The 26,871-nt window shown below is 60.9% G+C and carries 26 protein-coding genes; 10 read left to right on the top strand and 16 right to left on the bottom strand.

Annotation, left to right across the window (positions count from 1 at the left end; all coding sequences use genetic code 11):
- Window positions 1–34 precede the first annotated feature (34 nt).
- Together CUJ91_RS29170 and CUJ91_RS29165 are read left to right on the top strand one after the other, a co-directional pair.
- Window positions 35–3,091 carry a peptidase domain-containing ABC transporter gene (locus tag CUJ91_RS29170; RefSeq protein WP_029967038.1) on the top strand — a complete coding sequence of 1,019 codons (3,057 nt, stop codon included), beginning with the start codon at window positions 35–37 and terminating at the stop codon, window positions 3,089–3,091.
- Window positions 3,091–4,449 (top strand): sigma-54 interaction domain-containing protein, encoded by a 1,359-nt coding sequence (locus CUJ91_RS29165; RefSeq protein WP_006047234.1) that lies wholly within the window; start codon window positions 3,091–3,093, stop codon window positions 4,447–4,449. The genes CUJ91_RS29170 and CUJ91_RS29165 overlap by 1 nt, the downstream gene beginning before the upstream one ends.
- Window positions 4,450–4,468: 19 nt before the next feature.
- Here the strand turns inward: CUJ91_RS29165 and CUJ91_RS29160 are convergent, their stop codons facing one another.
- A complete protein-coding gene (locus tag CUJ91_RS29160) occupies window positions 4,469–5,239 on the bottom strand; it encodes a PP2C family protein-serine/threonine phosphatase (RefSeq protein ID WP_114157775.1) in 771 nt (256 codons plus the stop codon).
- Window positions 5,240–5,244: 5 nt separating this feature from the next.
- Window positions 5,245–5,532: a hypothetical protein gene (locus CUJ91_RS29155; protein WP_006047232.1), complete on the bottom strand. Its 288-nt coding sequence runs from the start codon at window positions 5,530–5,532 to the stop codon at window positions 5,245–5,247.
- A 462-nt stretch (window positions 5,533–5,994) separates the two neighbouring features.
- On the opposite strand from CUJ91_RS29155, the gene CUJ91_RS29150 reads away from it, so the two are divergent.
- Window positions 5,995–6,489 carry a lecithin retinol acyltransferase family protein gene (locus CUJ91_RS29150; RefSeq protein ID WP_006047231.1) on the top strand — a complete coding sequence of 165 codons (495 nt, stop codon included), beginning with the start codon at window positions 5,995–5,997 and terminating at the stop codon, window positions 6,487–6,489.
- A gap of 40 nt (window positions 6,490–6,529) precedes the next feature.
- Window positions 6,530–6,784, top strand: coding sequence for a hypothetical protein (locus CUJ91_RS29145; protein ID WP_006047230.1), 255 nt, complete (start codon window positions 6,530–6,532; stop codon window positions 6,782–6,784).
- On the opposite strand, the gene CUJ91_RS29140 is transcribed toward CUJ91_RS29145, so the two are convergent.
- Entirely contained in the window at window positions 6,781–7,659 is an 879-nt protein-coding gene (locus CUJ91_RS29140) for a LysR family transcriptional regulator (RefSeq protein WP_114157774.1), read from the bottom strand. The genes CUJ91_RS29145 and CUJ91_RS29140 overlap by 4 nt on opposite strands.
- 99 nt (window positions 7,660–7,758) lie before the next feature.
- Here CUJ91_RS29140 and bla point away from each other — a divergent pair, with 99 nt between their 5' ends.
- Window positions 7,759–8,706 carry a class A beta-lactamase gene (bla, locus tag CUJ91_RS29135; protein ID WP_114157773.1) on the top strand — a complete coding sequence of 316 codons (948 nt, stop codon included), beginning with the start codon at window positions 7,759–7,761 and terminating at the stop codon, window positions 8,704–8,706.
- 37 nt (window positions 8,707–8,743) lie between these two features.
- On the opposite strand, the gene CUJ91_RS29130 is transcribed toward bla, so the two are convergent.
- The 3 genes from CUJ91_RS29130 to CUJ91_RS29120 form a co-directional block, all read right to left on the bottom strand.
- Entirely contained in the window at window positions 8,744–9,094 is a 351-nt protein-coding gene (locus tag CUJ91_RS29130; RefSeq protein ID WP_006047227.1) for a response regulator, read from the bottom strand.
- A gap of 5 nt (window positions 9,095–9,099) precedes the next feature.
- Window positions 9,100–10,572, bottom strand: coding sequence for an ATPase domain-containing protein (locus CUJ91_RS29125; RefSeq protein ID WP_006047226.1), 1,473 nt, complete (start codon window positions 10,570–10,572; stop codon window positions 9,100–9,102).
- Between the two features lie 242 nt (window positions 10,573–10,814).
- Entirely contained in the window at window positions 10,815–11,285 is a 471-nt protein-coding gene (locus tag CUJ91_RS29120) for a MarR family winged helix-turn-helix transcriptional regulator (protein WP_181324824.1), read from the bottom strand.
- 95 nt (window positions 11,286–11,380) lie between these two features.
- On the opposite strand from CUJ91_RS29120, the gene CUJ91_RS29115 reads away from it, so the two are divergent.
- Window positions 11,381–12,427 carry a squalene/phytoene synthase family protein gene (locus CUJ91_RS29115; protein ID WP_114157772.1) on the top strand — a complete coding sequence of 349 codons (1,047 nt, stop codon included), beginning with the start codon at window positions 11,381–11,383 and terminating at the stop codon, window positions 12,425–12,427.
- A 118-nt stretch (window positions 12,428–12,545) separates the two neighbouring features.
- Window positions 12,546–12,794, top strand: coding sequence for a hypothetical protein (locus CUJ91_RS29110; RefSeq protein WP_107706996.1), 249 nt, complete (start codon window positions 12,546–12,548; stop codon window positions 12,792–12,794).
- Window positions 12,795–13,007: 213 nt separating this feature from the next.
- Here the strand turns inward: CUJ91_RS29110 and CUJ91_RS29105 are convergent, their stop codons facing one another.
- The 5 genes from CUJ91_RS29105 to CUJ91_RS29085 form a co-directional block, all read right to left on the bottom strand.
- Window positions 13,008–13,325 (bottom strand): DUF4148 domain-containing protein, encoded by a 318-nt coding sequence (locus CUJ91_RS29105; RefSeq protein WP_114157771.1) that lies wholly within the window; start codon window positions 13,323–13,325, stop codon window positions 13,008–13,010.
- A 165-nt stretch (window positions 13,326–13,490) separates the two neighbouring features.
- The gene (locus tag CUJ91_RS29100) at window positions 13,491–15,020 is read right to left on the bottom strand and encodes an alkaline phosphatase family protein (protein WP_114157770.1); all 1,530 of its coding nucleotides are present in this window, start codon (window positions 15,018–15,020) and stop codon (window positions 13,491–13,493) included.
- A gap of 227 nt (window positions 15,021–15,247) precedes the next feature.
- The gene (locus CUJ91_RS29095; RefSeq protein WP_006047220.1) at window positions 15,248–16,111 is read right to left on the bottom strand and encodes an ABC transporter permease; all 864 of its coding nucleotides are present in this window, start codon (window positions 16,109–16,111) and stop codon (window positions 15,248–15,250) included.
- Window positions 16,112–16,127: 16 nt separating this feature from the next.
- Window positions 16,128–16,922 (bottom strand): ABC transporter ATP-binding protein, encoded by a 795-nt coding sequence (locus CUJ91_RS29090; RefSeq protein WP_006047219.1) that lies wholly within the window; start codon window positions 16,920–16,922, stop codon window positions 16,128–16,130.
- Window positions 16,923–16,960: 38 nt separating this feature from the next.
- Window positions 16,961–17,980, bottom strand: coding sequence for an ABC transporter substrate-binding protein (locus tag CUJ91_RS29085; protein ID WP_006047218.1), 1,020 nt, complete (start codon window positions 17,978–17,980; stop codon window positions 16,961–16,963).
- 242 nt (window positions 17,981–18,222) lie between these two features.
- On the opposite strand from CUJ91_RS29085, the gene CUJ91_RS29080 reads away from it, so the two are divergent.
- Window positions 18,223–18,900, top strand: a complete 678-nt coding sequence (locus CUJ91_RS29080; RefSeq protein WP_053859881.1) for a response regulator — start codon at window positions 18,223–18,225, stop codon at window positions 18,898–18,900.
- Window positions 18,890–20,287 (top strand): sensor histidine kinase, encoded by a 1,398-nt coding sequence (locus tag CUJ91_RS29075; protein WP_114157769.1) that lies wholly within the window; start codon window positions 18,890–18,892, stop codon window positions 20,285–20,287. The genes CUJ91_RS29080 and CUJ91_RS29075 overlap by 11 nt, the downstream gene beginning before the upstream one ends.
- A 7-nt stretch (window positions 20,288–20,294) precedes the next feature.
- Here CUJ91_RS29075 and CUJ91_RS35280 read toward each other — a convergent pair whose 3' ends face one another.
- The 5 genes from CUJ91_RS35280 to CUJ91_RS29045 form a co-directional block, all read right to left on the bottom strand.
- The gene (locus CUJ91_RS35280; protein ID WP_006047215.1) at window positions 20,295–20,582 is read right to left on the bottom strand and encodes a transposase; all 288 of its coding nucleotides are present in this window, start codon (window positions 20,580–20,582) and stop codon (window positions 20,295–20,297) included.
- A 101-nt stretch (window positions 20,583–20,683) separates the two neighbouring features.
- Complete coding sequence (locus CUJ91_RS29065) at window positions 20,684–21,952, bottom strand: isoprenylcysteine carboxylmethyltransferase family protein (RefSeq protein WP_114157768.1); 1,269 nt, start codon at window positions 21,950–21,952, stop codon at window positions 20,684–20,686.
- Window positions 21,953–22,028: 76 nt separating this feature from the next.
- On the bottom strand, window positions 22,029–23,675 hold the full coding sequence (locus CUJ91_RS29060) for a collagen-like triple helix repeat-containing protein (RefSeq protein ID WP_167450676.1): 1,647 nt from the start codon (window positions 23,673–23,675) through the stop codon (window positions 22,029–22,031).
- 275 nt (window positions 23,676–23,950) lie between these two features.
- Window positions 23,951–25,114, bottom strand: a complete 1,164-nt coding sequence (locus CUJ91_RS29050) for an iron-containing alcohol dehydrogenase (protein WP_114157767.1) — start codon at window positions 25,112–25,114, stop codon at window positions 23,951–23,953.
- On the bottom strand, window positions 25,111–25,419 hold the full coding sequence (locus CUJ91_RS29045) for a putative quinol monooxygenase (protein ID WP_006047209.1): 309 nt from the start codon (window positions 25,417–25,419) through the stop codon (window positions 25,111–25,113). Before CUJ91_RS29045 ends, CUJ91_RS29050 begins: the two co-directional genes overlap by 4 nt.
- Window positions 25,420–25,737: 318 nt before the next feature.
- Here CUJ91_RS29045 and CUJ91_RS29040 point away from each other — a divergent pair, with 318 nt between their 5' ends.
- Entirely contained in the window at window positions 25,738–26,787 is a 1,050-nt protein-coding gene (locus CUJ91_RS29040; RefSeq protein ID WP_006047208.1) for a TauD/TfdA family dioxygenase, read from the top strand.
- Window positions 26,788–26,871: the final 84 nt, after the last annotated feature.

The following is a 26,871-nucleotide window of genomic DNA, read 5'->3' as shown; positions in this document are numbered from 1 at the left end:
CACCGTCAGAAGTAGAACCGAGGTCCGCACGCTTATGGATGCACCCCAGACCGCGCCGTCCGCCGCCGAATTTCTTGCCTCGGTGGAGATACTGTCGCCTTTCTCGCGCGATGAGATCGAACGTCTAGCCGAATATGCGCAAGCGCGCTTCTATTCGTTTGGCGAAACCGTGTGCTCGACAGGCGAGACAGCCGACGGTTTGTATATAGTCCGCTCGGGCTCGGTACGCATCTTCGTCGAGGAGCATGGTAAGGAAACGAGCATGGGCGTGCGCAAGTCGGGCGAGATCTTCGCCGACATTGCAATGCTGCGTACCTATGTGCATGAGGCGTCGGTGCGGGCGTCGGCGAAAACGGAATTGCTGTTTATTCCGCGCGCGGCAATCGAGCCCGTCATGGCCGGCAATCAGGCGGCGCTCGCGTTTGTCGCGAGCTATGTGGCGATCAATTCGGCGGGTGGCTTTGTCGCGCAGCTATTCGATTTGCGCGGCAAACTGAACAAGGCTGAACTCGAAGAATATGTGCGTAGCGTCGGCGTTAAACGCGTGGCGGCGGGCAAGGAAATCCTGCGGCAGGACGCACGCGACGACCGGCGCTTATACGTCGTACGCCAAGGCGAGGTACGCATTGTCCGGCACGAAGAAGGGCGCGACTATACGCTCGCCACGCTCGGCGAAGGCGAGATATTCGGCGAAAAAGCGTGCTTGATGCGCCAGGAGCAAATGGCTTCGGTCATTGCGTCGACAGACGCGCGGCTGCTGGTGATTCCCGAGCGCACCGTGCATTTCATCCTCGAACGCAATCCCAAGTTGCGCGAAGTACTGGACGAACGCATTCGTTATGGCGATCGCGAATTACAGCGGCAAAAGCGGCTCGAGCAACGCCGCAAGCTGCCGCTCATGCTCGATTTGCAGAGCAAGCCCGCGTTGGGCGAGAAGATAATCAAGCGCTTCGCGTTGGTCGAGCAAGCGGAAGAAATGGATTGCGGCGCCGCGTGTCTCGCGATGATCTGCCGCCACTACAGTATTCCGATGACGCTCGGCAAATTGCGCGAGCTCGCGAATGTGACCACGCAAGGCGCGACGCTCGACAGTCTCGCGCGCGCGGGCGAATCGCTTGGCTTCACCGCGCGTGGCGTGCAGTGCACGTTCGATTCGCTGCGTGGTTTCGATTTGCCGTTCATCGTGCATTGGGAAGGCTATCACTATGTCGTGGTGTACGGCCTCTCTACCGAATATGTATGGGTCGCCGATCCGGCGCTCGGCTTTCGCAAATTGACGGTCGAAGACTTCGAGCGCGGCTGGAGCGGCACATGTCTGCTGTTTACGGGCGGGCCGCAACTCGTGCAAATGTCGGCGGCGCGTTCGCCGTGGATACGCTTTGTCGGCTACCTGAAGCCGTACAGAAAAATTCTCGGGCACCTGTTTCTCGCCACATTCGTGATTCAGGTGCTGGGTGTGATTCCGCCGCTCATCATCCAGAATATTCTTGACGGTGTGATCGTGCATCAGAACGTGAGCCTGCTGCATCTGCTGATTGGCGGGCTCATCATTGCCAATGTGTTCTCGCAGCTCATGTCGTCGATTCGCGCGTATCTCGCGAATTTCATGGTGCGCAATATGGACTTTGCGATGATGTCGCAGTTCTTCAAGCACACGTTGTCGCTGCCGTTCTCGTTTTTTGCCAAGCGCAAAACCGGCGACATCTTCGCGCGCTTTCAGGAGAACCAGACCATTCGCGCATTTCTCACCGAATCGACGGTGACGACCGCACTGAACCTGCTGATGGTGTTCATCTACTTCACGATCATGTTCGTCTACAACGTGAAGATGACGCTCGTGTTGATCGGATTCGTTATTCCTATCATGGCGCTGACCGCGTTGGCCACGCCGAAGATCAAGAACTATGCGCGCGAGGTGTTCACGGCGTCGACGGAATCGAAGTCGTTTCTCATGGAGGCGCTGGCCGGCGTGGAGACGGTCAAGGGCATGGGCATCGAGCGGCCCGTGCGTTTGCGCTGGGAAAAGAAATACGCGAAAGCACTGGAAGTGCAGTACCGTGCGCACGCTTTCAATATTCTTGTCGGGCTCGGCAGCCAATTGCTGAACGCCGCCACCACGATTGCAATTCTATGGGTCGGCGCGAATCTCGTGCTTGCGCGCGAAATGACAATCGGCCAATTGATTGCATTTAACGCATTCATGGGCAGCGTGTTAGGCCCGTTGATGGGACTCGTCGGCTTATGGAGCATGCTGAACGATGCGGGCGTCGCGATGGAACGGCTCGGCGACGTGCTCGACATCGAGCCGGAACAAAAGCCGGAAGATCTGCCCTCACGCGTGATGTTGCCCGAGCTGCAAGGCGAAATAAGCCTGAACGGCGTGTACTTCCGTTATGGCGAGAACGACTCCGCCTATGTGCTGGAGAACATCAGCTTCGACATCAAGCCCGGCGAACTGGTCGCGATTGTCGGGCGCAGCGGCTCGGGCAAAACTACGCTCGCGAAGTTGCTGGTGGGCTTTTATGCGCCGAGCGAAGGCAAGATGTCGATCGACGGTTATGACCTTAGCGTGGTCGACAAAGCCTATTTTCGCGCTCAAATTGGCTATGTGATGCAAAGCAATCTGCTTTTTTCCGGCACGATTGCCGAGAACATCGCAAGCGGCGACGATGCGCCTGACCGCCGCCGTATAGAAGAAGTCGCGAGAATGGCCGACGCGCACGCGTTCATCAGCAAGATGCCGCTGGGCTATGAGCAGATTGTCGGCGAACGCGGAATCGGTTTGTCGGGCGGTCAGATTCAGCGGCTGTGCATTGCGCGCGCGCTGTATCACGATCCGCGTCTGCTCGTTTTCGACGAGGCGACGTCCGCGCTCGATTCGCAGTCGGAAAGCAACATTCTCGGCAATATGCATGACATTCTGAAAGGCCGCACGGCGGTGATCATCGCGCATCGGCTGAGTACGATCATGCGTGCCGACAAGATCCTTGTTCTTTATGAAGGGGCGATTGTCGAACAGGGCCGTCACGAAGAACTGCTGCAACGCGGTGGCATGTACTACCAACTCGTGCAGAAACAACTGAGTGCGTGATGATGAAGATACTCGACCAGATTGAAGACATCAGTCCGGCGATTTCGTATGCGGGTTTGATCGAGCGGATTGAAATTCTGCGCTCGACGCTGCGATGGTCGTCGCGACTCGAACGCACCGACATCGACAAGCTGTTGAGGCAGGCCACGTCGCTGCGCGATGAAGTCATGCAACTTTCGCACAAGGAGCGCTTCGTGCAGGCCGCGACGTCGGCGGAGCCGGAGCAGCGCGCCGAGCAGTCGCGCGGGGCGCGCAGGCAGGCACTGCTCGCGCGCAGCTTCATTTTCGAAGGGACGTTCGGCGACAATGCGCGGCTCCTGGAATCGCTGGAAATTGCCGAGAAGGCCGCGCCGACAGACTTGCCGGTTCTGATCGACGGCGAAAGCGGCACCGGCAAGGAACTGATGGCGAAGGTCATTCATGCCAACGGCTCGCGTGCGGATAAGCCATTTATTTCCGTGAACTGCGGTGCGATTCCGGACAATCTATTGGAGTCGGAATTGTTCGGGCATCGCAAGGGTGCGTTTACGGGCGCTTCGAATGACCGCAAAGGTAAATTCGAAAGTGCCCACACGGGTACGATTTTTCTCGACGAGATCGGCGAGTTGCCGCTCGCCGGTCAGGTGAAACTGTTGCGCGTGCTCGAAGCGCACGAGATTCAACGCGTCGGCTCCGACGAAACCATTGCGGTGGATACGCGCATTGTCGCGGCAACGAATCGCAATCTGCGCAAGCTGAGCGAGGAAGGCAGATTCCGGGAAGATCTGTTCTACCGGCTTAGTGTGATTCACGTCACGTTGCCGCCGCTGCGCGAACGGCGCGATGAAATTCCGCTGCTGATTGCATGGTTCGGCGACGAAGCTGCCGGCACGCTCAAGCGCAGACCAGTCAGATTAACCCCTCGTTTACGGGACTTTCTGCTCAACTACGCTTATCCCGGCAATATCCGCGAATTGCGTAACGTGATGTACCGCATCTCGTGTCTTGCCGGCGACATGGCGGATGTCGACCACTTGCCGACCGACATGCGGCCCGCCGCGCCCGGTTCGGCGGCGGCCTTGCAAGGCGTCGCGAATGGCTCGGGACAGCAGCCGATCAGCGTGGCGAATCTCATGTCGCTCAGCGACGCGAAGCGCGCGGCGAGTGACGACGCCGAGAAAGCCTTTCTCGAACGCGGACTGCGCGAAGTGAACGGCACCGTCGCGGAATTGGCGCGCCGTATTGACATGAACCGCTCGCATCTGCAAATGCTGCTGAAAAAACACGGGCTTCATTCGAAGGAGTTTCGCAATCGCAATGTTGTGCCTTTGGACCGGAACGGCGCAGACGAGCGCGAAGAAGACGATGGCGAGACATAAAGCGACGATGTCCGCTCTGTCATGGCGCGGGATTCAGCAGCGTTTTGTCGGCGGCATAAGGATCTTCCGCGCGCACGACGACTGCCGTGATGTTGTCCCGGCCGCCGCGCTCGAGCGCGAGGCTCACGAGTAGATCCGGCGCGTCGGCGTGGGCGGCTGTGTTGAGCACCGCCAGCATGTCGGCCTCGTCGACCTCGTTGCTCAGGCCGTCGCTGCACAGCAGGAAGATGTCGCCGTCCGCGACTTCGATTGCATCGTCGTCGAGTTCGAGCAGATCGGTCGCGCCCACGGCACGCGTAATCATATGCTGCGCGGGATGATGCCGCGCTTCTTCATCGGTAATGACGCCGAGCGACTTGAGTGCTTCAACCTGACTGTGGTCGCGCGTGAGTTGGCGCAGTTGTCCGTCGCGAACGAGATAGAGGCGGCTGTCGCCGGCCCACACATAGCCGCAAAAGCGATCGCACGCGAGAAGCACGACGACAGTGCTGCCGATGCGCTGCACCTGGCGGCGCGCGGCCTCTTCTCTCAACTGACGATTCGCGACCTGCAAATGCGCGCGTGCGTCCGCGATAAACGCCTTCATGCTGACGGGCGGCGCGAGTCGGTTTAGCGCGTCGATCACGAGGCGGCTCGCGAGGTCGCCGACCGCGTGCCCGCCCATGCCGTCCGCGACGGCCCAGCGTCCCAGTTCGGCGTCGTCGAGGCAGGCATCTTCATTGACTTCGCGCACGCATCCCGCGTCGGAACGCGCGCACGACGTCCAGCGGAATTGGCTCGCGCAAGTCACAACGGCTACACCATATCGTTTCTGCTGCGTGCGTCGGGAGCGACGCTAATGTTCGAGTTCGCGCCGGTATTGCGCACGTCGACCGACTGGAACTGGTTGATCATCTGGTTAGCATAGAAGTTGTTGGACACCTCGTACAGGTTCACGACCGGCCCAATGCTCGGCGTTTCCCGCACATAAGGCTGAATCCATCCATAGACCCACGGCGCACCGCCTCCGCCGCGAATCGCCGCCATTGCTTTGCGGTCGAGTGCGAGGTTCAGCGAAAGATCGTTCACAGAAATAGAAGCCATGTCGTTCTCCGGTTGACCGCGTGCGCGACGCGCGCGGTTTTTATGGATCTGGGCGAGATAGTGCAAGCGCTATGCCAATTCATAAGCGGCGTCCTGCGTTTCTTCGGTAATGCGTTGACTGGCGTGGGACTGCGGTCCGCTCGGAGCGTGTTAGGCGAGTCGCGTGCAAAGCGATAGGTCGGGCGGTAGCCAACGTCCATGCGCCGCAACCGGTGTGGCGCTCAACACTTTCTCAACGCATCGCGAGGCTTCCAAAAAGCTCTCCAAAGCACAGCTCGTGACGTGACAAAAGATCGGGAATCGCCAACACATCGACCCGATTTCTGTCGGTTCAGCGCACACACTCGCGTCGTTAAAAGCCGCGCATTTTCGCGCAAAGCCCTATAAACAAGGGCTTCCGAGCGCATGGCCCGGATGATGCAAAAGACCTCGCAACAGTGTTGGAAACAAACGAGGCAAGCCATGAACACGAACTCTCTTCAGACGACAAGCGATGCGGCCGATGAACCGTCGTCCACCATCGACTTGCCGATCGGTTCGCATCTGGTCTCCACCCGCTGCGGTTACGAACATCACGGCATTTATGTGGGCAATGGCCGTGTGGTTCATTACGCGGGCTTTGCCGGTTCGGCGCATCGCGGCCCGGTTGAAGAAGTCGAACTCGACCGCTTCGCCGCCGGGCATCCGCTGACGATCAGAGCGACGCTCGGCGCGCGCTACCTCGGCGAAGAAGCAGTGCGCCGCGCGCGCTCACGTCTCGGCGAGAACCGCTACCGCCTCTTGACCAACAACTGCGAACACTTCTGCGCGTGGGTGCTGCTTGGCGAAAGCCGCAGCGAACAGGTGCATTGCAGCTTGCGCCATCCGCGCACCGGCATGCACGTGCTGATGTGCCTCGTGAAGGCATTCGTCGAGGCCGGCGCGAAGAACAGGCAGTTTGCCGCGCAAGTGGCGTGAGTTATCGAAAGAGATGAGTGAAGGAACCGAGGAGAGCATCATGGCTGCTGCTGAAAAGACCTTGCACTGGGCCGTCGACAAATGGCTTGCACCTACGCCGTCGATGCCGGCACGAGTGGTCGAGTTCTGCCACCGCGCATCACTGCATCAGCGTTTCGTGCGCGTTGAGGCGCTGCGTCCGGGCGGCCTGCTGTCGATCTTCTTCTTCCGTCACGACGACGGCTCGTGGAATGTATTCCCGCCGCAAGCCGAGCGCCCCGCGATGAACGGCTATCGTCGCACGGGCTTGTGCTAATCCGGCGTGTGTGTGGCCGCTTCCTTGACGAGCCATTGACTGAACAGCAGCATCGCGGGCGTCATCGGCTTGCCCTTTAGCCATGTGAGCCAGTAACTGCCGGCATGGACTTCGACATCGAACGGACGCACGAGGCGGCCCGTATTGATCTCTCGATCGAACATCAGCGCAGGCGCGAGTGCGATGCCCGCGCCCTGCATTGCCGCTTCGACCATCAATCGCGAAGAATCGAACACGGGTCCGCGAATGGGCCGCGGTGGAATGCCCGCAGCGGCGAACCAGTTGCTCCAGTCATCCGCGCGATAGGAACGCAGCAGCGTCTGGTCGGCGAGATCCGCGGGCGTCGACAAACGCGCTGCAATTTCCGGCGTGCATAAGAGCGCGAGCGGTGCATCGAGCAGGCGCGTCGCGAGCGAACCGGGCCACGTGCCGTCGCCGAAACGGATTGCGAAGTCGAGGCCTTCGGTCGCGAGATCCACGAGATTGTTGTTCGTCAACAGCCGCAATTCGACGAAGGGATGAGCCTCTCGAAACGATTTTAGCCGCGGCATGAGCCAGCCGACCGCGAACGTACCCACCACGCCGACCGTCAGCACTTCATGAAAGTGGCCGCCTTCGAATTGCTTGAGCACGGCTTCGATGCGATCGAATGCGTCAGTCAGGACGGGACGCAATGCAAGACCCTCGTCGGTCATCGCGAGACCGCGCGGCAAGCGCTTGAATAGCGTGGTGCCGAGACGTTCTTCGAGCGATCTGACCTGCTGGCTGACAGCGGCCTGGGTGACATTCAGTTCGAGTGCCGCGCGAGTAAAGCTCAAGTGCCGGGCGGACGATTCAAAAGCGCGCAGCGCGTTAAGCGGAAGATAAGGTCTCATGGCCGAGGCATAAGTTTTTCTTGTGAGCGCATTAACTTATCATCGTTTGTCAGCGGCGGCGGGAAAACCGATAGTTGCGGCTTCACACAAGGAGCGGCAATGATCACGAGAAGAAAATTCGCGGGTGCGATGCTGGGCGTTTCGATAGCTGGGGTTGCGTTCGGCAACAGCGGCGCGTGGGCCAAGAACGCGGAATCGGGCAAGGCAATCAATGGAGCGCGGCAGCGGCAACAGTTCGCCAAGGCGGATGCGATTCGCGCGCGGCTCGAAGAGATCGAAGCACAAAGCGGTGGACGGCTCGGCGTGTCGATCGTCGACACGACCTCGGGACTGCACGCCGGCCTGCATGCGGACGAGCGCTTCCCGATGTGCAGCACGTTCAAGCTGCTCGCCGCGGGGGCGATCCTCGCGCGTGTCGATCGCGGCGAAGAAGATCTGCAGCGGCGCATCGTCTATCCGGAAAGCGAACTGGTGCCGTACTCGCCGGCGACGTCGAAGCACACTCGCGAGCGCACCGGCAACGCGGGCATGAGTATCGCGGAGTTGTGCAAGGCGGCGATCACGCTCAGCGACAACACCGCGGCTAATCTGCTGCTGCAAAGCTTCGGCGGTCCTGCTGCACTGACTGCATTCGCGCGTAGTCTCGGCGACGGCATCACGCGGCTGGACCGCAATGAGCCGACGTTGAACGAGGCGACGCCTGGCGATCCGCGCGATACGACGACACCGAATGCAATGCTCGGCAATATGCGCGAACTCCTGCTTGGCGAGCGTTTGAAGTCGTCATCGAGAGTGCAATTGCTCGCGTGGCTCGCGGGCAATGAGACCGGCGGCGCGCGTCTGCGCGCAAAGCTGCCGAAAGATTGGGGCGTGGGCGACAAGACCGGCACGGGCGATCACGGCACCGCGAACGACGTGGCGATTTTCTGGCCGCCGGGACGCGGCCCGATTCTTGTGGCGGTCTATTTGACCGGCACTGCGGGCGACGCCGCGCGCAACAACGCGGCGATTGCAAACGTCGGCGCGCTGGTGGTGGAGTCGGTTTGACGCTGCAAGGCGGTGGTGAGCCGCAGTAAGAGAAGCGCTACACCGACATCCGCTTGAGCATTGCGAGCAACGCGTCGAACGCGATCGGCTTGCGCGCGTATTCGATAGACGGATTGGGTTGCACTGGAATATCCGCGGCCGCGCTGCATAGAATGATCGGAATGTCGCGCAGTTCGGGATCGGCGTAAAGCGCCGCGCACAGTTGCAGCCCCGACATGACCGGCATCATGCAGTCCGATACGATGATGTCGGGCCTCGTTCTGCGTATTTGCTCGAGCGCGACGGCGCCATTCGATGCGGTCAATACCGTATAGCCGTGGCGCTCGAGCAGCAGCCGCCATACCGTGAGGATGTCGAATTCGTCATCCACGACCAGAATGGTTTTCATGGGTGCTACGCCGGTCGCCGCGGCTGCAACGTCGCGGACAGACCTGATGCCGAAGAAACCGTGGCGCTGAGCGGGCTTTCGATAACATCGAGCCCTTGCGATGAGATCACCAGCTCATGCGTGGACGGATCATGTGCACTTTCGCGCTGCTTGACGATGGAGATCGCGCGCCGCAGTCCCGCGTCTGTCTCAGCGTAACGGAGCAGCACGAGGTTCTCGGTGAGTGCCGAAACGCGCGTGGTTCTCGAATGGCCGTGATCGGAATGGAGCGGCATTTCTTCTATGACCAGCGTCGTAATGCCGGCCTCGCGCAATTGATGCAGCAACGCGTTAAGGAACAACCCGAAGCGCTCCACGCGCAACGCGGAATCGCGGAAGCCTTCCACTCCGTCGATCACCATGCGCGTCGCCCCCATGTTCTTCGCGGTGGCGAGCGCCTTCGCGGCGATTTCGTCGACGGCGAGTTCAATGGCGGGCTGCCATTGAATCAGGAGACGGCCGTCTTCATACGCTTCGTTCAGCGGGATCGAAACGGCCTCGGCTTTGCCGAGGAGCCGTTGCGGTCCTTCGTAAAAGCCGAGATACAGACAACGTTCGCCGCGCGCGACGCCCGCTGCGAGAAACTGCAAACTCAGCATCGTCTTGCCGACGCCCGACGGTCCGATCAACGTCGCGGTCGAGCCTTGCGACAGACCGCCGCCGAACATGACATCGAGATGCGGCAAGTCGAAACCGACCCGTGCTTTAAGATCGACCGGTCCACTCGGCGCGGCGCATTGCGCTTCGAGACGCGGGAACATCAGAAGCCCGCTTTCGGCGATGCGAAAGTAGTGCTTGCCCATCAGATGATTGCGCGCACGCATCTTGTGCACTTCGATTTCGCGCGCGCGGCGCATGCCGTCGCTATAACGGTTGAGTTCGATCAGACCGTCGACAAGCGTATGTTCCGGATGCGGCTCGTTGCCGGACAGCGGCGCGAGAAGCAGCGTCGTGCAGTCCATTGCCGCGACGAGAGCGTTGAGTTCATGAATGAATTTGGACAACGACAGCTCCGTCTCGCTGAACTCGCGCGCGCTACGAAAGCCGTCGATGATCATCAGGCTCGGCCGGTAATCGTAAATGCTCGACGCAATGAGTTTCAGAAAGCCGTCCAGGCCGTCCTGCATCAGTTCGTGATAGCCGGAGACAAAAAGCATTTGCTGCGCGACGGCTTTTTCGTCGAAGAAAGTCAGGCCTTTCAGGTGCGCGAGCAACTTGTCATGCGATTCGGCGATGAGCGTCATGTACAGCACTTTCTCGCCGCGGCTTACGCGATGAAAGCCGATCTGGCTCGACAGGATCGTCTTGCCGGCGCCCGCCATGCCTTCGAGAAGATAAACACCGCCGCGCACGAGACCGCCGCCCAGGATCTCGTCAAGGCCGGGCACGCCCGTTTCGACGTTAGTGCGAGAGAGGGGCGGCGATTCGTGAATGTTCATTATCGTGTGTGGTTGGACTGCGACTAGCGGCGCTCGCTGACGTCAGTGCGTTGCTTAAGCTAACTACGTCAGCAAAGTGCGTTCCCGCTGTTTACCCGCAGTGGCGTGAATACGAAGCAGCGAAGATTGAAAAGTTGTGTTCGGCAAGCGCCCGAAAGTACAAAAGAAGTACGTGCGACGTGGCATATCGGGCGCGGCGGCATGAAGTCATCGCCATTATCAGACGCCACTGCTTGCCGACGCTACCCGCGCAAATTGCGTACGAAACTTTCGAGGTGGCGCTGCACCGTGCCGGCTGTTTCCAGTTCGATGCCTTCGAGCATCTGCTTTTCAATGATTTTCACCGCCTGCTCGCATTGGCGCAGTACGGTACGGCCCTCGTCGGTCAGTTGCAGCAGCACGATGCGGCCATGCGTGGGATCGGGCTCGCGGCTCACCCAGTTGCGGCTCGCCATCGCGTTCATCACTTCGTTGGCTGATTGCGGGGTGATGAACGAGCGCTCGGCAAGCTGCGCGTTCGACGCTTGCCCTTTCGCTTCAAGCACGGAGAGCGCGGTAAATTGCGCGAGGGTCAAGCCGAGCGGCGCGAGGGCTTCGCTCATACGACGCCGCAAGATACGGTCGAGGCTGCCGATCACATAAGTGAGCCGCAGGCTGGGTCGGCGAGTACGCGTGGCGCTGGGTTCAAGAGTCGAATTCTGGTTTTTGCTCATTGTCGGCACGAGATTCAGGCTATCCCGCATCTTAGCGCGGCTTGCCGTATACAATTGCCCACCGCCTGAATTTTGCCAATACTGACATCGCACCCATGCCGACTCCGACCCGGGCCTTTCTTCTCGGTCCGCTCCTGAAAGGCGTATCACGCTCGTTCTACCTTACGCTTCGCGTGTTGCCGGTGGGCATGCGCGATCCAATCGGCCTCGCCTATCTGCTCGCGCGTGCCGCCGATACCATCGCGGATACCTCACTGATCGCGCCGGAACAGCGGCTCCAATTGCTGCTGTCATTGCGCGATCAGATCAACGGCGTGGCAAACGACGGCGCGCTGTTTCAGCGCATGGCCGCTGAAGTGGCGGGCCAGCAGAGCCAGTCGGACGAGAAGCTGCTGCTCGAATCGCTCGGTCCCGCGCTAGACGTGCTGACGCAATTGAGCGAGCCGGACCGCAAGGCCGTGCGCGCGATTGTGTCGACGTTGACCGAAGGCATGGAATTCGACCTGCGCACGTTCCCCGACGAACGCTCGGGCCGCATCGCGGCGCTGCGCGAATATGGTGAGCTCGACCGCTATACGTATCTGGTGGCGGGTTGCGTCGGCGAATTCTGGACCACGACGACCTACGCGCATATGCCCGGCACGCTGAAGGAGCGGCCGGACATCATGGCCGCCCGCGGTGTGCGCTTCGGCAAGGCGCTGCAAATGACCAACGTATTGCGCGATTGCGGCAAAGACCTGCGCATTGGTCGCTGCTACCTTCCGCAAAAGATGCTGGAACAGCACGGCCTTAGCCCGCAAGATCTTTTGCTGCCGGCCAATTCGCTGCGCGCGCGTCCGCTGATGGTCGAATTGTTGCGCAAGACGCTCGATCATTTCCGTGAGGCGCTCGATTACACACTCGCGATTCCCGCTTTTTCCGTGCGCCTGCGGCTCGCATGTTTGTGGCCGATTCTGATCGGCCTCGAAACGCTGCTGCTGCTCGTGGACAACAAGGCGTGGCTCGATCCGCAGCAGGTTTCGAAGGTGCGGCGAAACAAGGTGTATGGGATCATCGCGTCGTCGCTGGTTTTAGTTTCGTCCAATACATTGGTGCGTCGATCAATCGAGCAGCGCATTCGGGACATCGAAGCGCGCTTCTGACGCGGCCTCCCTGTGATCGCGCGATTTAACCTGCATCAGAAGACACGCGAGAATCGGGAAACCCCTAACACCGCGCGCAGAGGGTTCGCGTTAGTCTCCTCGAAGGAGGAGACGATCCATGAGACAGGCGTTCAATATTGCGGTGGTGCTGTTGCTTGGCTATCTGCTGGCCGACCGGGCGCTCATGCGCGCGCAGGCCGGTGAAGTAGGGACGATCACGTGCCATCAGGGCGCGGAACTCGTCAAGGCGAACGCGTTCAAGAAGGGTTTCGGAGAAGCCGGCGCAAGCAGCCAGGGTGAAAATTTCCTGTCGAGCTGCCTCGTCACGGGCCGCGGCCAAGTGGGCGATCTGATCGCTCGCGACTGATTCGCCAATCGGCTCGTTGCACGCACAACTGTCGGCATTGGCAAAAAAGCGCCTGGACCGGTGCGATCCAGGCGAAGTCATCGGTAGCCGATGACGGAGGTAACACATAACGAACTGGCCCGCGATCGGAATGACCGGTCGCGGGCCAGTTCGTTTGGAACGGATCAAACGGGATGCGCCCTGGCGGCGCGATAAACCGCGAACCGTTCCTTCTTAGTTGCCGAAGTAAATGGACTTCGCGCCATTAGCGGACCCAGTGCGGCCCGATTGCGATGAGCCGGAAACTGCGCCGCCGTAGCTCGATATCGCCGGCTGGGCGGTGCCGTTCTGTTCGGCAACGCGGTTTTGTGCAGCCTGTAGATCGGCAGGATAGTAACGGTCGGCACGGCTCGGCTCGTAGCCTGCCTTTTCCAGTTGAACCAGTTCGGCGCGCACTTGGGCGCGAGTCACGGGCTCATTGGACTGCGCGAACGAAGCGACAGGAGCGGCCAGGACAGTGGCGATAACAACGGCTTGAATGAGCGATTTCATGATTAACTACCTCCAGTTCGGTCTTTATTGCGCTACGAACCTTGTTGTTCGCAGCCAGTGATTACATTGTAGGTCTGCAAACTGGAGAGAGTAATGGCGCATTTCGGTAAACTTCGTTGCTGGAAATGAGATAAACGTCTGGAGCTATCGAGCCTATATGCGCTCTCAATCGCCGCGTGTATCGGGAGCCTGATGAGCCTCATGCGCGCCTTCCGACAGCCGTGTGAATGCGTGGTTCGTGCGCGCGTCGCGTTGATCGCGCGCCTGATAGAAGTCTTTGCTAAGCCACTGTCCGACGCCGATCATCGCCGAACCTAACGCGCTTTTCATGCGCACCCAGCCGTTCTGCGCACGCGCGACATTCGTCGCCGACACGACCGCCTCCGTCGTCAATCGATCCAGTTCCGCGTGAAGAAAGTCCGCGAAATGGTGCAGCCCCTGCTGATTGTTATTCGACGACTTCTTTTCCAGTTCGACGTGCTCGGGAATGAGCGATTGATTGCTCACGCGAATGAACTGCGGTGTATCGGTACGCGCCGCGCCGGTAGTGCGGATTGCGAGTCCGACGCTTGCCGAAGCTTCAGTGCGCTTGCCGAGCGGCGCCATCTTCCACTTGTCGCAGAGATACTTCAGCAGGCTGCAATGATCGAATTGCGCATGGCAGACGCCGCTATCGCACCACGGCGAAACGAGAATGGCGGGCACGCGCACGCCGAGGCGCTTGAAGTCGAACGCGTTCGTATGCTCGTCTGGCGCCACCGCATCTGGCGGCGGCACCACGTGATCGTAAAAGCCGCCATGCTCGTCGTAAAGAATCACAAATAAAGTGCTTTCCCACAACGGCTGGTTCGAGCGCAGGGCATTGTAGGTATCCGCGATCAGCTTTTCCGCTTTCATGATGTTGTGCGGCGGATGATCGTCGTTCTGGGCCTCGCCGAAGTACTTCGGCTCTATCAGTGCAAACTCGGGAAATGCGTCTTCGGCCCCGGCGGCATCGCGGAAGAACGTATCGAAGTAGCGGTAATTCGCGAGGTTCTCGGGCTTCCGCTGATTCTTCAATAGCAACGACGCGGGAAAGTCGTAGAAATAAACTCGCCAGCGTTTTTGCGCTTCGTTCAGGCGGTCAAAAATCGTGTCCTGGTCCTGTTCGGTGTACCACTTCGGATTAAGTGCATCGAGGCCGGACGGCATACCGACCCGTCCTTTCGAAGTGCCGCTAAGCGCGAAGTAGCGGTTAGGCCAGGTCGGGCCGGGCATCGACGAAAACCATCGGTCGCAAACGGTGAAGTGCTCGCCGAGCGTATGCAGCGCCGGCAGGAAGCCGCGTGGGTAGTAGCCCATGATGTCTTGCCGCGCGGCAAGACTGCTCTTGGGATAATCGTCCGTGAAGGAGCGTACGAAGCCGCTGTTGTCCCCGTCGATCTGCCTTAACACCGCCGAATGCCGGTGATCCGGATCGAGCTTCATTTGTCGCGCGTACGTGGGACGAGGTGAGAAGACGTGGCCTTTGCCGTCGTCATTTGTTTTCGCCGCAGCGTTGCGTACGCCGTCCAGATCCTTGTGGACTTCGTCGAGGCAGCCGAGCATCTGATCGAAGGAATGGTTTTCCATGAGCAGAACGACTACGTGGCGAATCGGGTCGTTCTGCGCAGGGGTTTGCTGTTGTGCCGCTTTGCCGAATGGGACGTCGTCCATGTGCATCGCTCCAGCAGGAAGTACGCAAGACTGAACTTGTCATGCGTGAGCTTGCAAACGTAGCGCAAAACGCGCGCTAGTGAAAGCGTCCCATGGAAAGGCCCGCACGCGCGCGGCGCTTGCAACAACTCAACGATGCAAAGAAAAAATGCCGCTCGGTCGGCGACCGAACGGCATTTCTTTTACTGCCAAGCCGTGCTTTTACACCACGGCGACGCGACTGAACTTCAAACTGCGGCGGGGCGCCATTTCAACAAGCGTTGTTCGACGGCCGTCAACAGATAGTCCGCGGCGAGTGCGACGACGGCGAGCACGATCATCGCCGCGAACACGCCGCTTGCGTTGAACGCGCCCTGCGCAGTGGAAATCAAAAGGCCAATACCTTGCTTCGAGCCCAGGAATTCGCCGACCACCGCGCCGACGAGCGCAAAGCCAAAGCTCACGTGCAAGCTCGCGAGAATCCAGCTCAATGCCGAGGGAATCACAACCGACGTCGTCACCTGGCGACGAGACGCGCCAAGAATCTGCGCATTCGCAATCATGTAGCGATCCGCTTCGCGCACGCCCTGAAACGCATTCGCGAACACAACGAAGAACACCATCACCACCGCGAGCGCGACTTTGGAAGCCATGCCGAGGCCCAACGCGATCACGAACACGGAACCCAGCACTACACGCGGAATCGAGTTCGCGATCTTGATGTACAGGCTGAACACGTCCGACAGCAGCTTGTTACGTCCGAGCACGATGCCGCAGAATATGCCGGCAACCGAACCGATAATGAAGCCGAGTCCGGTCTCTTCAAGCGTGACCCAGACCTGCGTGAGAAGCGGCCCTTGCGAGGTGCCGTTCACGAACCAGTCGACGATCTGATCGAAAATCGCGCTCGGCATCGAAAAGAAGAACGGGTCGATCCACTTCAGGCGAGCGGACAGTTCCCAACCGCCGAGCACGACCACGAGCACCGCGATACGCAGAGAAATCACCAGTAGTTGACGTTGGCGAATACGTTTTTGCGCGACCCGTTCGACGTGTTCGAGCGAAGCAGTGTCGATGCCCGTGGGCATGGTCTGTTGAGGAGTTGTCGACATGTTTGCCTTTCCTTGATTAACCGATCTGCACTTCTTCGCGCAGGTCGTGCCAGATGTCTCGCGAGATTTCGATGAAACGCGGGTCGTAGCGAACTTCCGACGTGACGCGCGGACGCGGCAGGTCGATTTCGTAAACCTTCTTCAGCGTGGCGGGCCGCGCGGTCAGCACGAACACGCGATCGGCGAGTGCAATTGCTTCCTCGAGATCGTGCGTGACGAACACCACCGACCCCGCGCCGCCCCACAATTGCAGCAGTTCATCCTGCATCAACGTGCGCGTTTGCATGTCGAGCGCCGAGAACGGCTCGTCCATCAACAGGATCTCGGGGCGGTTGATGAAGGTCTGCGCGAGCGCCACGCGTTTGCGCATGCCACCCGAAAGTTGATGCGGATAATGTTTGCTGAACTTGTCGAGGCCCACGCGGCGCAGCCATTCGTTCGCTTCGTCGTAGGCGGCGGATTTCGAGCGGCCGCGATACAGCGGACCGGCCGCGACGTTGTCGATGACCGAGCGCCAGGGGAACACCGCGTCCGCCTGGAACACGAAGCCGATGCGCGGATCGATGCCGTCAACGGGCGCACCCATCACGCGAACTTCGCCGGTAGTGGGCTTCAGCAAGCCGGTAATCATGCTGAGCGTCGTGGATTTGCCGCAACCCGTCGGGCCGACGATAGCGACAAACTCGCCGCGCGCCACCGACATGCTGAAGTCGCGCAACGCAACGGTGGCCTTGCCGTCCGGCGAAATGAAACGGCAAGACACGTTGCGCAACTCAATCGCAGGCGTCTCGCGTGACATGGGTTGATTCATCGGCTGATGCCTCGCAGTTCTCTTGTTGTTGATCGGCGTTACTTCGCCGCGGTCTTGACCGGCGCCGCCACGAAGTCGTTCGTGTAGGTCTTGGCGAGGTCGATATGCTTGCCCTTCACCGAAGGATTGAATGCGGAAAGTACTCGCAGCACGGTCTCTGGGCCGTCGGCGGGCATCTTGCCGTCCTTCGTGAACATCGGCAGCGAGGCCTTCAATGCGCCGATATACAGATCCTTGTTGCTGCCGTAGTAGTCCTTCGGCATCTTCGCGGCGATGTCTTCGGCGCTATGCGTGGCGATGAAGTTCAGCGTCTTTGCGAAAGCGTGCGAGAGTTTGGCGGCGTCGCTCTTGTGCGATTCGGCCCACGCGCGTTGCACGTAGAAGCTGGAAGCCGGATAGGTGCCGCCAAGCGCGGCACGCGTGCCTTCGAGCGTGCGCATGTCGATCAGTACTTTTGCATCGCCGGTCTTCAGCAACTGCGAGACTGTCGGCTCCGTGGTCATGCCGGCGTCGATCCGGTTCTGCTTGATCGCCGCGATGAAGCTGTTGTCCGCGCCCACCGGCAGCAGCGTGTATTGCGTGGACGGCACGCCCGCGCGTTGTGCGAGGTACTGCGTGAGGAAACTCGTCGATGAGCCGAGGCCCGTCACGCCGAGCGTCTTGCCCTTTGCGTCGGCCATGCTTTTGAAGGTGTCCGCGGCTTTCGTGGAAACCATCTCCACTTCACCGGGCACCTGGCCGAAGATCACCAGCGCCTCGACTTCCTTGCCTTTGCTCTGCAGGTCGATGGTGTGATCGTAGAAGCCCACCACGCCTTGCACCGCGCCTGCGAGCAGTTCGTTTTCCGCGTCCACGCCGGCCGGCTGCGAAAGAATTTCGACGTCGAGGCCTTCGTCCTTGAAGTACCCGAGTTGCTCGGTGAGTCTCGCCGGCAGGTAGATGATCTTGGCGGCGCCGCCGACCATGATCGTGATTTTCTCCGCATGAGCGGCGGTCGAAGCAGCGGCGAGGGCAAACGCAACACTGGACACGGCGGCAATCTGGCGCAAGGTACGCATGAGGCAGTCTCCTGGGTTTAGTCGCCGCCCGATGTTGCGCGCGGCGCTTTTTGGATGAATGACGGCGATTATAGAAATTGAAAACCTTCTGCGAGCTTTCGGCGCTGTAGGGAAACCATGAGTGTTAACCCCGAAGTGCCGCGGGGCGTGCGTCGCGCGCTGCGCGGCACATCGGCTCGCAATACGCGCAAAGCCCTTTTTTTTACGGCACAATCGACGCCCTGACTTTTGCCGTTCCCGCCATGAAGCTGCTGCTCATCGAAGACAATCCCACGCTCGCGCACTGGCTCGCGAAGATGCTCGAGCAGGAGGCATTCGCGCTCGACGCCGTGCAGGACGGCGACGCGGCAGACCGTTTGCTGCAGTCGAATCACTACGACGTCATTCTGCTCGACCTGAATCTGCCGAAGCTGTCGGGCAAGAACGTGCTGCGCCGGCTGCGTCAACGAGGAGACGCCACGCCGGTTCTGATTCTGACGGCGAGCGGTTCCATCGACGAAAAAGTGGAATTGCTCGGCGCCGGTGCGGACGACTACCTCGTGAAGCCATTCGAAGTGCGGGAACTGATCGCGCGAATCAAGGTGGCGATCCGGCGGCAGTCGCCGTCCAAGGCAAGCGAAGTGGTGTGCGGCGATCTCGCGTTCGACATCGACACGCGCCAGTTCACGCTGAAAGGCGCGCCACTCAATGTGACGCCGCGCGAGCGCTCGGTGCTCGAAACGCTCATCTTGAGGCTCGGCAAAACGGTGACTAAGCCCGCGCTCGTCGACGCCATTTTCACGCTCGCCGATGAGCCGAGCGAAGACGCGGTGGAGATCTACATCTCGCGATTGCGCAAGAAGCTCGACGGCAGTTCTGCGGCTATCGTCACGCTGCGCGGACTCGGTTATCTGCTGCGCAAGAAAGAAGATGACCAATAGTTTGCGGGTCCGCTTGTTATGGTGGTTGCTGGTGCCGCTTGCACTGTACGTGTTCGTGACCGGCAAGGCGGCCTACGACAATGCGCGCCAAACCGCCGATCTCGTGCAGGACAATCAGCTCATTTCTTCCGCGCGAATGATTGCCGGCGAAGTGGAATGGGTAGACGGCTTTTTGCGCGTGGATGTACCGCCTGCGGCGCTTGAAATTTTTGCGTCGCCCTATCGCGATCAAGTCTTTTACAGCGTCAATGTCGACGGTCGGCATTTGCTTGCGGGCACGCCGGACTTTCCGCCGCGCCCCACGCAAGCGGCCGATACGCCCGACCACTACGACACCACGCTCTACGGCCAGGACGTGCGTGCTGTGGGAATCGTGCGGCTCATGTACGACAACGGCGCGACACGCCGCGTGCGCGTCACCGTCGGCAAGACCGTGCGTTCGCGTGACGCGATGGCCGAGCAGTTATGGCAACCGCAACTCGTGCGGCAGATCGAAATGATCGCACTGGCCGTTGCGCTCGTGTGCATCGGCTTGACGTTCGAACTGCGTCCGCTGATGAAGGTGAAAGAAGAGGTTGCCGATCGCGACCCGATGCAACTCGAACCGATTCGCGTAGACCGTTTGCACACTGAATTGCGGCCCATTGTCGAGGCGATTAACCAATGCATTGCGCGCCTTGGCGTGCAGGTTGCCGCGCAACGCCGCTTTATCGCCGACGCCGCGCATCAGTTGCGCACGCCGCTTACGTTGCTCGGCACGCAATTGCAGTTTGCGCGGCAACAGGGCGGCGTCAATCCCGCGCTCGACGAAGCGCTCGCCGCCATGCATCGCAGTAACCGGTCGATGGTCGGGCTCACCAACAAGTTGCTGTTGCTTGCGCAAGCAGAGGCGGCGGACAACAGTCAGGTCGTTGTCGAGACAGTCGACCTCGTGCCGTTAGCCCTCGAAGTAGTCGAAGATCTCGCGCTGCTCGCGCAAGGCCGCGAGATCGACCTGGGCGCCGAGCTTTGCGATAGCGCGCCAGTGGCAGGACACCGCGGCCTGTTGCAAGCGCTAATTGCGAACCTCGTGGAGAACGCGATTCGCTATACCGGCAGGGGCGGGCATGTCACCGTGTCAGTGAAAGCCGATGCCGATAGCGTCACCGTTAGCGTGGTCGACGACGGTCCAGGCATTCCCGCCGAGTCCCGTAGCCGCATATTCGAACCGTTCTTTCGCGCGTCGACGGATACGGAGGGCACCGGTCTCGGACTCGCCATCGTGCGCGAAATAGCGGACGCACATGCAGGCAATATCACACTCGACACGGGCGAGGGCGGCAAGGGTGTGCATATCGGCGTATCTTTTCCGCGTGCGGCGGCGGCAGTGCATTCACGCGCCGCCTGATAATGCGTTACGTATCGCAGCCGTCAGCGTATTCCGCATTGCACTCAGGCAAGCGCTCGTTCACCTGATCGAGCACGCCCGACTTCTTCCACGCCATATACCGGAGATAACACGTTTGCTGTGGCGGAAACGTTGCGGGCAGCCGGTGCCATTTTTCATTTCTCTGCTGCAACCAGAGTATTGCATTGAGAATCTCGCGGTCGCTTCGGCGCGGGCGCCCGCGCGTGGCAACAGGCTCCGGAAATAGACTCTGGACTCGCGCCCAATCGGCGTCGGAGAGGGGAATTTCTAGCATCGGCCAGCTTGATTGACTGTGTGCAGGACGCAGTCGTTGAGTTGCGTGGCTGACGATGCTAGTAAAAGTTCTTTGTCCGGTCAAATTGCCTCCTGCGTCTTCTATCGGAACGCGCGCGTTATCTTTGCAAAGACGCCGTTTCTCGCGATCCATTCGGCGTATGCACGATAGTCGGGGTCGTTCATCAGATGCTTTTCTTCTGTTTTCGCCCGCACGAAATAGAGAAGATTGACTGCAACGAGTGCTGCGCAATGCATGAGTGCGACTTGCCAACCCAAAGGCTCGATGAACGGCACGCTCACCATCCAGTACGACAGGTTCTTGGCAATATAGGCAGGATGCTTTGTCAAGCGATAAGGTCCGGAGGTGATGATTCCCCGGTTGGTCAGATTCGAGAAGCGCAAGCCAAAAGACATCGTGGCACAGGCATAGCACAGCAATAGCGCCACGATCACAGAGCCCCAGACTATCCGTAATACCGGCATCGAAATAAGCCAGTTGTCCCAGAACATCGAGCCTTCGTAGCGAATGTACTGACTGGAAATCAGCGACCAGAACGGCTGATAGCAGATGAGCGCAACGAGCCAGCCAAGCGTGGTCGGCTCCGCGCTGCGCACATGACTGTCCAGAATGCGAAGCGTGCATAAATAGCCGACCGTGCCGAACATCAGATCCATTGCAAACGAGAGGTCGTACATGAAGCGAAACGTTGCGAGAGAGAACGGCGCGTTCAATGCGGCGGAAAGCGAAGCGTTGAGTTGGGCTGCGTTGGTCGAGAGATAGACGGTCATCAGCGGAAGGAAGAACGCTTTCACCATCCAGCCGGCCAGCATTTCGCGTAGGGGCCGCCAGTTCGACGGACGTTCGCCGCGTAACAGCAGACGCGCGAGCAGCAGATAGGCGTCGTCGGTTTCGCGCTGATGCGTGTCCATCCACGCGAAGTAAAACGGCGCGGCGACTGCCACATAAGGTGCGAGCGTTCCAATCAGCGACCAGAACGGGTGATAGAACGAACCGTGGTATTCGGGCAATAGCCAGTAAAGCCCGCCGATGCCTGCATAGATACAGGCCAGGGACGCAAGACGCATTGCGACACGCGCGATGTTGAGCGACCGTAGCGCGCGACGCGTGAGCCCCGCGCTCGGACGCAAATAGACGCGCGCGACAAGCAGCTCGTAAGCACCCACGGTAGCGATGATCGCGAGGCAGGCCACGGTGCTGCGCGTGGCGCCGTCCAGCGCGGTGCTATCGCGCACGAGCCACAGCGTCAGCAGGCCGGCGAGCATGCCCAATAAGCCCACGGAAAACCGCGTTGCCGAGCGCGGAGCCGGATCGTCGGCACGCGCAAAGGTCTCGATGCTGGAGGTCATGTCATCCTCGTCGTCATGACATAAGCGGCGGCCGGGCGTTATTTTGTTTTGGGTCCCGGCCGCTTCGGGCTACTGGTTATTTCTTCGCAGGGGCGACGCCGCCGAGCAATCCGCCGACGAGGTTGGTCACCGGCGCAAGCGGGTTGGTGTTTGACGACGTGCCGCTCGAACCGCCTGTCAATCCGGTGATGAGGCCGGTGACCGGATTCGCGGCCGCGCCGGCTTGCGAACCGCCGGCCGCACCCGGGGCACCCGTTGCACCGGTCGCGCCGGCCGCGCCGACTGCCGATGTCAGCGATCCCAGAAGCGTCGTGACGGGGGCAAGCGGGCCGCTTGCGCTGCCGCCCGTGCTACCCGTCCCACCGCCCGCGCCGCCGAGCGAGCCCGCGGTGCCGAGAAGCGCGGTTACGGGCGCGAGCAGACCCGCAGCGCTGCCCGGCGGGTTCGCGCCAGCATTGCCGCCGAGCGAGCCGAGGTTGCCGATCAGGCCAGTCAACGGCGGGATGGATACGCTGCCGCTTGCGGTCGCGCCGCCTAGCGGGCCGAGCACGCCGGTAAGCGGCGCGAGCGGATTTGTCGTCGCTCCCGTGAACAGTCCGCCGGTGGTCGTGACTGTCTTGCCCAATTGACTCACGACTCCGCCGACGTCTTTGCCGACCTGATCGCCGGTCGCGGCCGACACGCTGAGTCCCGCGGAGTTGAGTCCATTGCCGACCGTGTTCAGCAGCGCGTTGAGCGGCGAGCCGAGGCCCGTTGCATTGCCGACTGTCTGCGTCGTGTTCGACACCGCGACCGTTATCGGATTGATGACCGAGCTGAGTTGAGTCTCGACCTGTTGCACGGGCGCGCCGGCCAGCGTGGTGCCGAGCCCCGAGCCGACTGCATTCAGGCCGCTTCCGACGCCGCCGACGACGCTGCCGAGCGTCGACGTCAGCGGCGCAGCCGGCGCGAGCGGTCCGCTGCCGAGGCTCGTGACCGCGCTGCCGAGCGACGTCACCGCGGCGGCCGCGTTGGACACGACGCCTGACGTTGATCCGAGTGTCGGGTTGAGCGGATTGGCCGAGCTGCCCAACGTGCCGAGGCCGGCGGCGCTGCCGTCCCCGAGAGCTTTGACGGCATTGCCAAGATCGGTCACGGCGTTGCCGAGGCCCGCGGTGGTTGCGTTGTTGACGCCGGGCACGGATGTGCCGGTGACTTTACTGCCGGTATCGGCGACGGTTGTGCCGACAGCGGTAATGAGGTTGCTGGCGTTGATGACGACCTGGCCTATCGGCGTCGAGGAGGTGCCGGAAGTACCTGAAGTGCCTGAAGTGCCAGTGCCTGAGGTTGTGCCGGACGAAGTGCCGGAAGTGCCCGAGGTACCCGAAGTACCCGAAGTACCCGAAGTACCCGAAGTACCCGAGGTGCCTGAGGTACCCGAAGTACCCGAAGTACCCGAAGTGCCTGAAGTGCCTGAAGTGCCTGAAGTGCCTGAAGTCCCCGAAGTACCCGAAGTCCCCGAAGTCCCCGAACTACTCGAACTACCGGACGTGCCCGAACTTCCAGATGTCCCCGACCCGCCCGAACTCCCCGAAGTCCCACCAAGTCCTCCGCCACCGAGTCCACTGGTGTTGGGCGTAAGCGGACTCTTGGTCGGCGTATTAAGCGTGGAACCGCAGCCGTAGAGCGCGAGTAATGTCGATGCCGCGACGGCGATAGCAGTGCGGCTGGCAAATTTGATCATGATGTCCCCGTTGAACGACTATTGACGGGGACATATCTGCAAGCTCCGCGCCATAGGCTGAGCCTGGCGCGAAATCGCACAAACGAGGCATCAAAACAATGTTTCGGCGCCACGCATAGAATTAAATGCCAAAAACGATCTGAAAACAAAAGGTCCACGCGCCGATGTTCCCGCGCACGCTACGTAACGCCCAGCTCCGTCGTAACGGCGCGCGCACGCACTTACAGCGCTAAGCGCGCGAGACCCACAGCCAAACCGCGAAGCCCAACGCAACGTCAAAACGCAGCCGTATAAATCGCCAGCGCATCTTCTTCAGCGACCGGCCGCGGATTATTCACGAGCAGGCGCGTTTGCAACATGGCGTCGCTGGCCATCCGCGGAAGGCCTTCGCGCTCGATGCCGACATCGCGCAATCGGGCCGGAATCGCCGTGGCGGCGATCATCTGTTCGAGCTTTTCGATCAGCGCATTCGTCTTGCTTTCAGCGCTGCCCGTTACGCCCGGCACAACGACATCCGCGAGTTCCGCATAAAGCGTCGCCGCCGATTCAGCGTTGAAGCGCAAAACATGCGGCAACACGAGCGCGTTGGAAAGCCCGTGCGGCACGTGATAAATGCCGCCGATCGGATACGCGAGCGCATGCACGGCGGCCACCGGCGAGTTCGCAAACGCCTGTCCGGCGAAGGTCGCGCCGAGCAGCATCGCCTCGCGCGCGCCGCGATTGCTGCCGTCTTCGCAGGCGGGCAGCAGGTTGCGCGACAGCAGGTCCAGCGCTTTGATCGCGAGCATGTCCGAGATGGGGTTCTTCAAATGCGCGGACGTGTAGGCTTCGATCGCGTGAACCATCGCGTCGATGCCCGTCGCGGCCGTTGCGGCCACTGGAAGCCCGAGCGTGAGTTCGGCGTCGAGAATGGCGAGGTCCGCGATCAACTGCGGGGCAACCACGCCCATCTTCTTCGCCTCGCCGATGGTCACGATCGACACAGCCGTGACTTCCGAGCCGGTCCCCGCGGTCGTAGGCATCTGCACGAGCGGCAAGCGCGACACCGTGACCTTGTTCACGCCATACATGTCGCTGAGCGGCTGCTCCTGCTGTGGCGCGAGCACGGCGATGAGCTTGGCCACGTCCATCGACGAGCCGCCGCCCAGCCCCAGCACGATCTCGGCACCGGCGCTGCGCGCCCGCGCTGTCGCTTCGAGCACGATATGTTCGGGCGGATCGGCGATGACGTCGTCGATGACTGTCGCGTTCCAGCCATGCGCCGCGAGGTCCGCCAGTGCGGGCTTCAGCAGGCCGCTCTTGTGCAGAAAGCCGTCGGTCACCACGCACACAGACTGAAGCGCGGGAAATTGCGCGCGCAGCAAAGCGCCCAGCCGTCGCGCCACGCCGAATTCGACGACGAGCGTCGGCACCGTTTGAAAACGGAATGCGTTCGTCATGCTGCGTCTCCCGGCACCATGTGGCTGGACACCTCGCGCCGCTCGAGCAACGGAATGATCGTGCCGAAGCCAAGACGCTGAAAATGTTCAGTCTCGCGATGCTCGGCGAGTCCGTTCGCGTCGCTGTACTGTTCGAGGATCACAAAATGATCGGGCTCGAGCGGCGAGCGGAAAAATTCGTAGTAGAGATTCTTCGGCTCGGCGCGGGTCGCCTCGGCGAGTTCGGCGAGATGCTTGACGATCGCGTCGCCGTGGCCGGGCTTCGCGAAGAAATGCGCGATTACCTGCAGGTAGGCATTAGCCATGACTTACTCCAGCAAGAACGTAGTGGGTCTTTTTGTGTGCAGCGCGCGGCATCCGCTCGCCACGGTAGTTTGGGCAGGCGGCGAAAGCGCCGCGCAGTTCTCAGTTGTACCAGATTCGAATCCGCCGCTAGGCAGCTCGGCCGCGAAGTCGACGCTGTTCGGCATTCTCTTCAGCCGAGGGTGTTGGAGTTTAAGTCTATTTCACATGTTTATTGAGAATGATTCGCGTTTGCGTTAGATTGTCATCGTATCGTCGGCACGGTTGCTCGTATGCGGCTCTGGATGCAGCCGGCGCGCCGCTTCTGCAAGAGGACTCGTATGACCATGCTTTCGATGCCGCGGCCCTCGCTCGCGGATCTCTCCATCGAGCCGGGGCTGCCGGCCGTCGTTTCGCCGCGCGCGGGCGCCGCCACTATGTCGCTGCACGAGGCGGCGCCGCTGCTGCATGCAATCGTCGATGAACACCTCGAGCGCGCGGGCGGCGTGCTCTTCACCGGCTTCCGCGTCGAATCGATCGACGCGTTTCAGGCTTTCGCGGCGTCGTTCGGGCATCCGCTGATCGGTTATGAATTTGCGTCGACGCCGCGCAGCCAGGTTGAGGGGGCGGTGTACACGTCGACGGAATATCCGCCGCATCGTTCGATTCCTTTGCATAACGAACAATCGTACACGTGCGAATGGCCGTTGCGCATCTGGTTTCACTGCGCGCTCGCCGCCCGTTCCGGCGGCGCGACGCCGATCGCGGATAGCCGCGCGATCTACCGCGCACTCGATCCGGCGCTCGTCGCGCGCTTTGCGAGCCGCGAACTGCTTTACGTGCGCAACTTCGGACAAGGACTCGACTTGCCGTGGCAGCAAGCGTTCGGCTCGGACGATCCGCGCGTGGTGGAGCGCGTGTGCCGCGCTCGCGGCATCGAATGCGAATGGCGCAACAGCGAAGACGGCGAACTGCTTCTGCGCACGCGCGAGCGCTGCCAGGCGGTCGCGCGGCATCCGCGCACGGGCGAGCGCGTCTGGTTCAATCAGGCAAACCTGTTCCACCTTTCGTCGCTCGATGAAGACATGCAGGAGGCGCTGATCGATTCCGTCGGCATCGAGAACGTGCCGCGCAATGTCTATTACGGCGACGGCGCGCCGCTCGAAGCGGACGCCCTCGCGCAGATTCGCGGCGTGCTGGACGAACAGCGCATCGTGTTTCCGTGGCGGACCGGCGACGTGCTGATGCTCGACAACATGCTGACGGCGCACGCGCGCGATCCGTTCGAAGGACCGCGCAAGGTGGTGGTCGCGATGGCGCAGAGCTACCGCGAGCGCGATGCGGTCGAAGGTGCGATTGAAGGTGCGGTCGGACATTCCGCCGACTGTTAAGCGGCCGATTACATCATCCAGGCGCGGTGGGCGGCGATAGTTGAGAGCGATTCTCATTGATCGCGAGCTTGTGGGTGCTGAGTC

It is taken from the genome of Paraburkholderia graminis (assembly GCF_003330785.1).
In the GTDB taxonomy this organism is placed as follows: Bacteria; Pseudomonadota; Gammaproteobacteria; order Burkholderiales; family Burkholderiaceae; genus Paraburkholderia; species Paraburkholderia graminis.
This window is presented reverse-complemented; position numbering and strand designations above follow the sequence as displayed.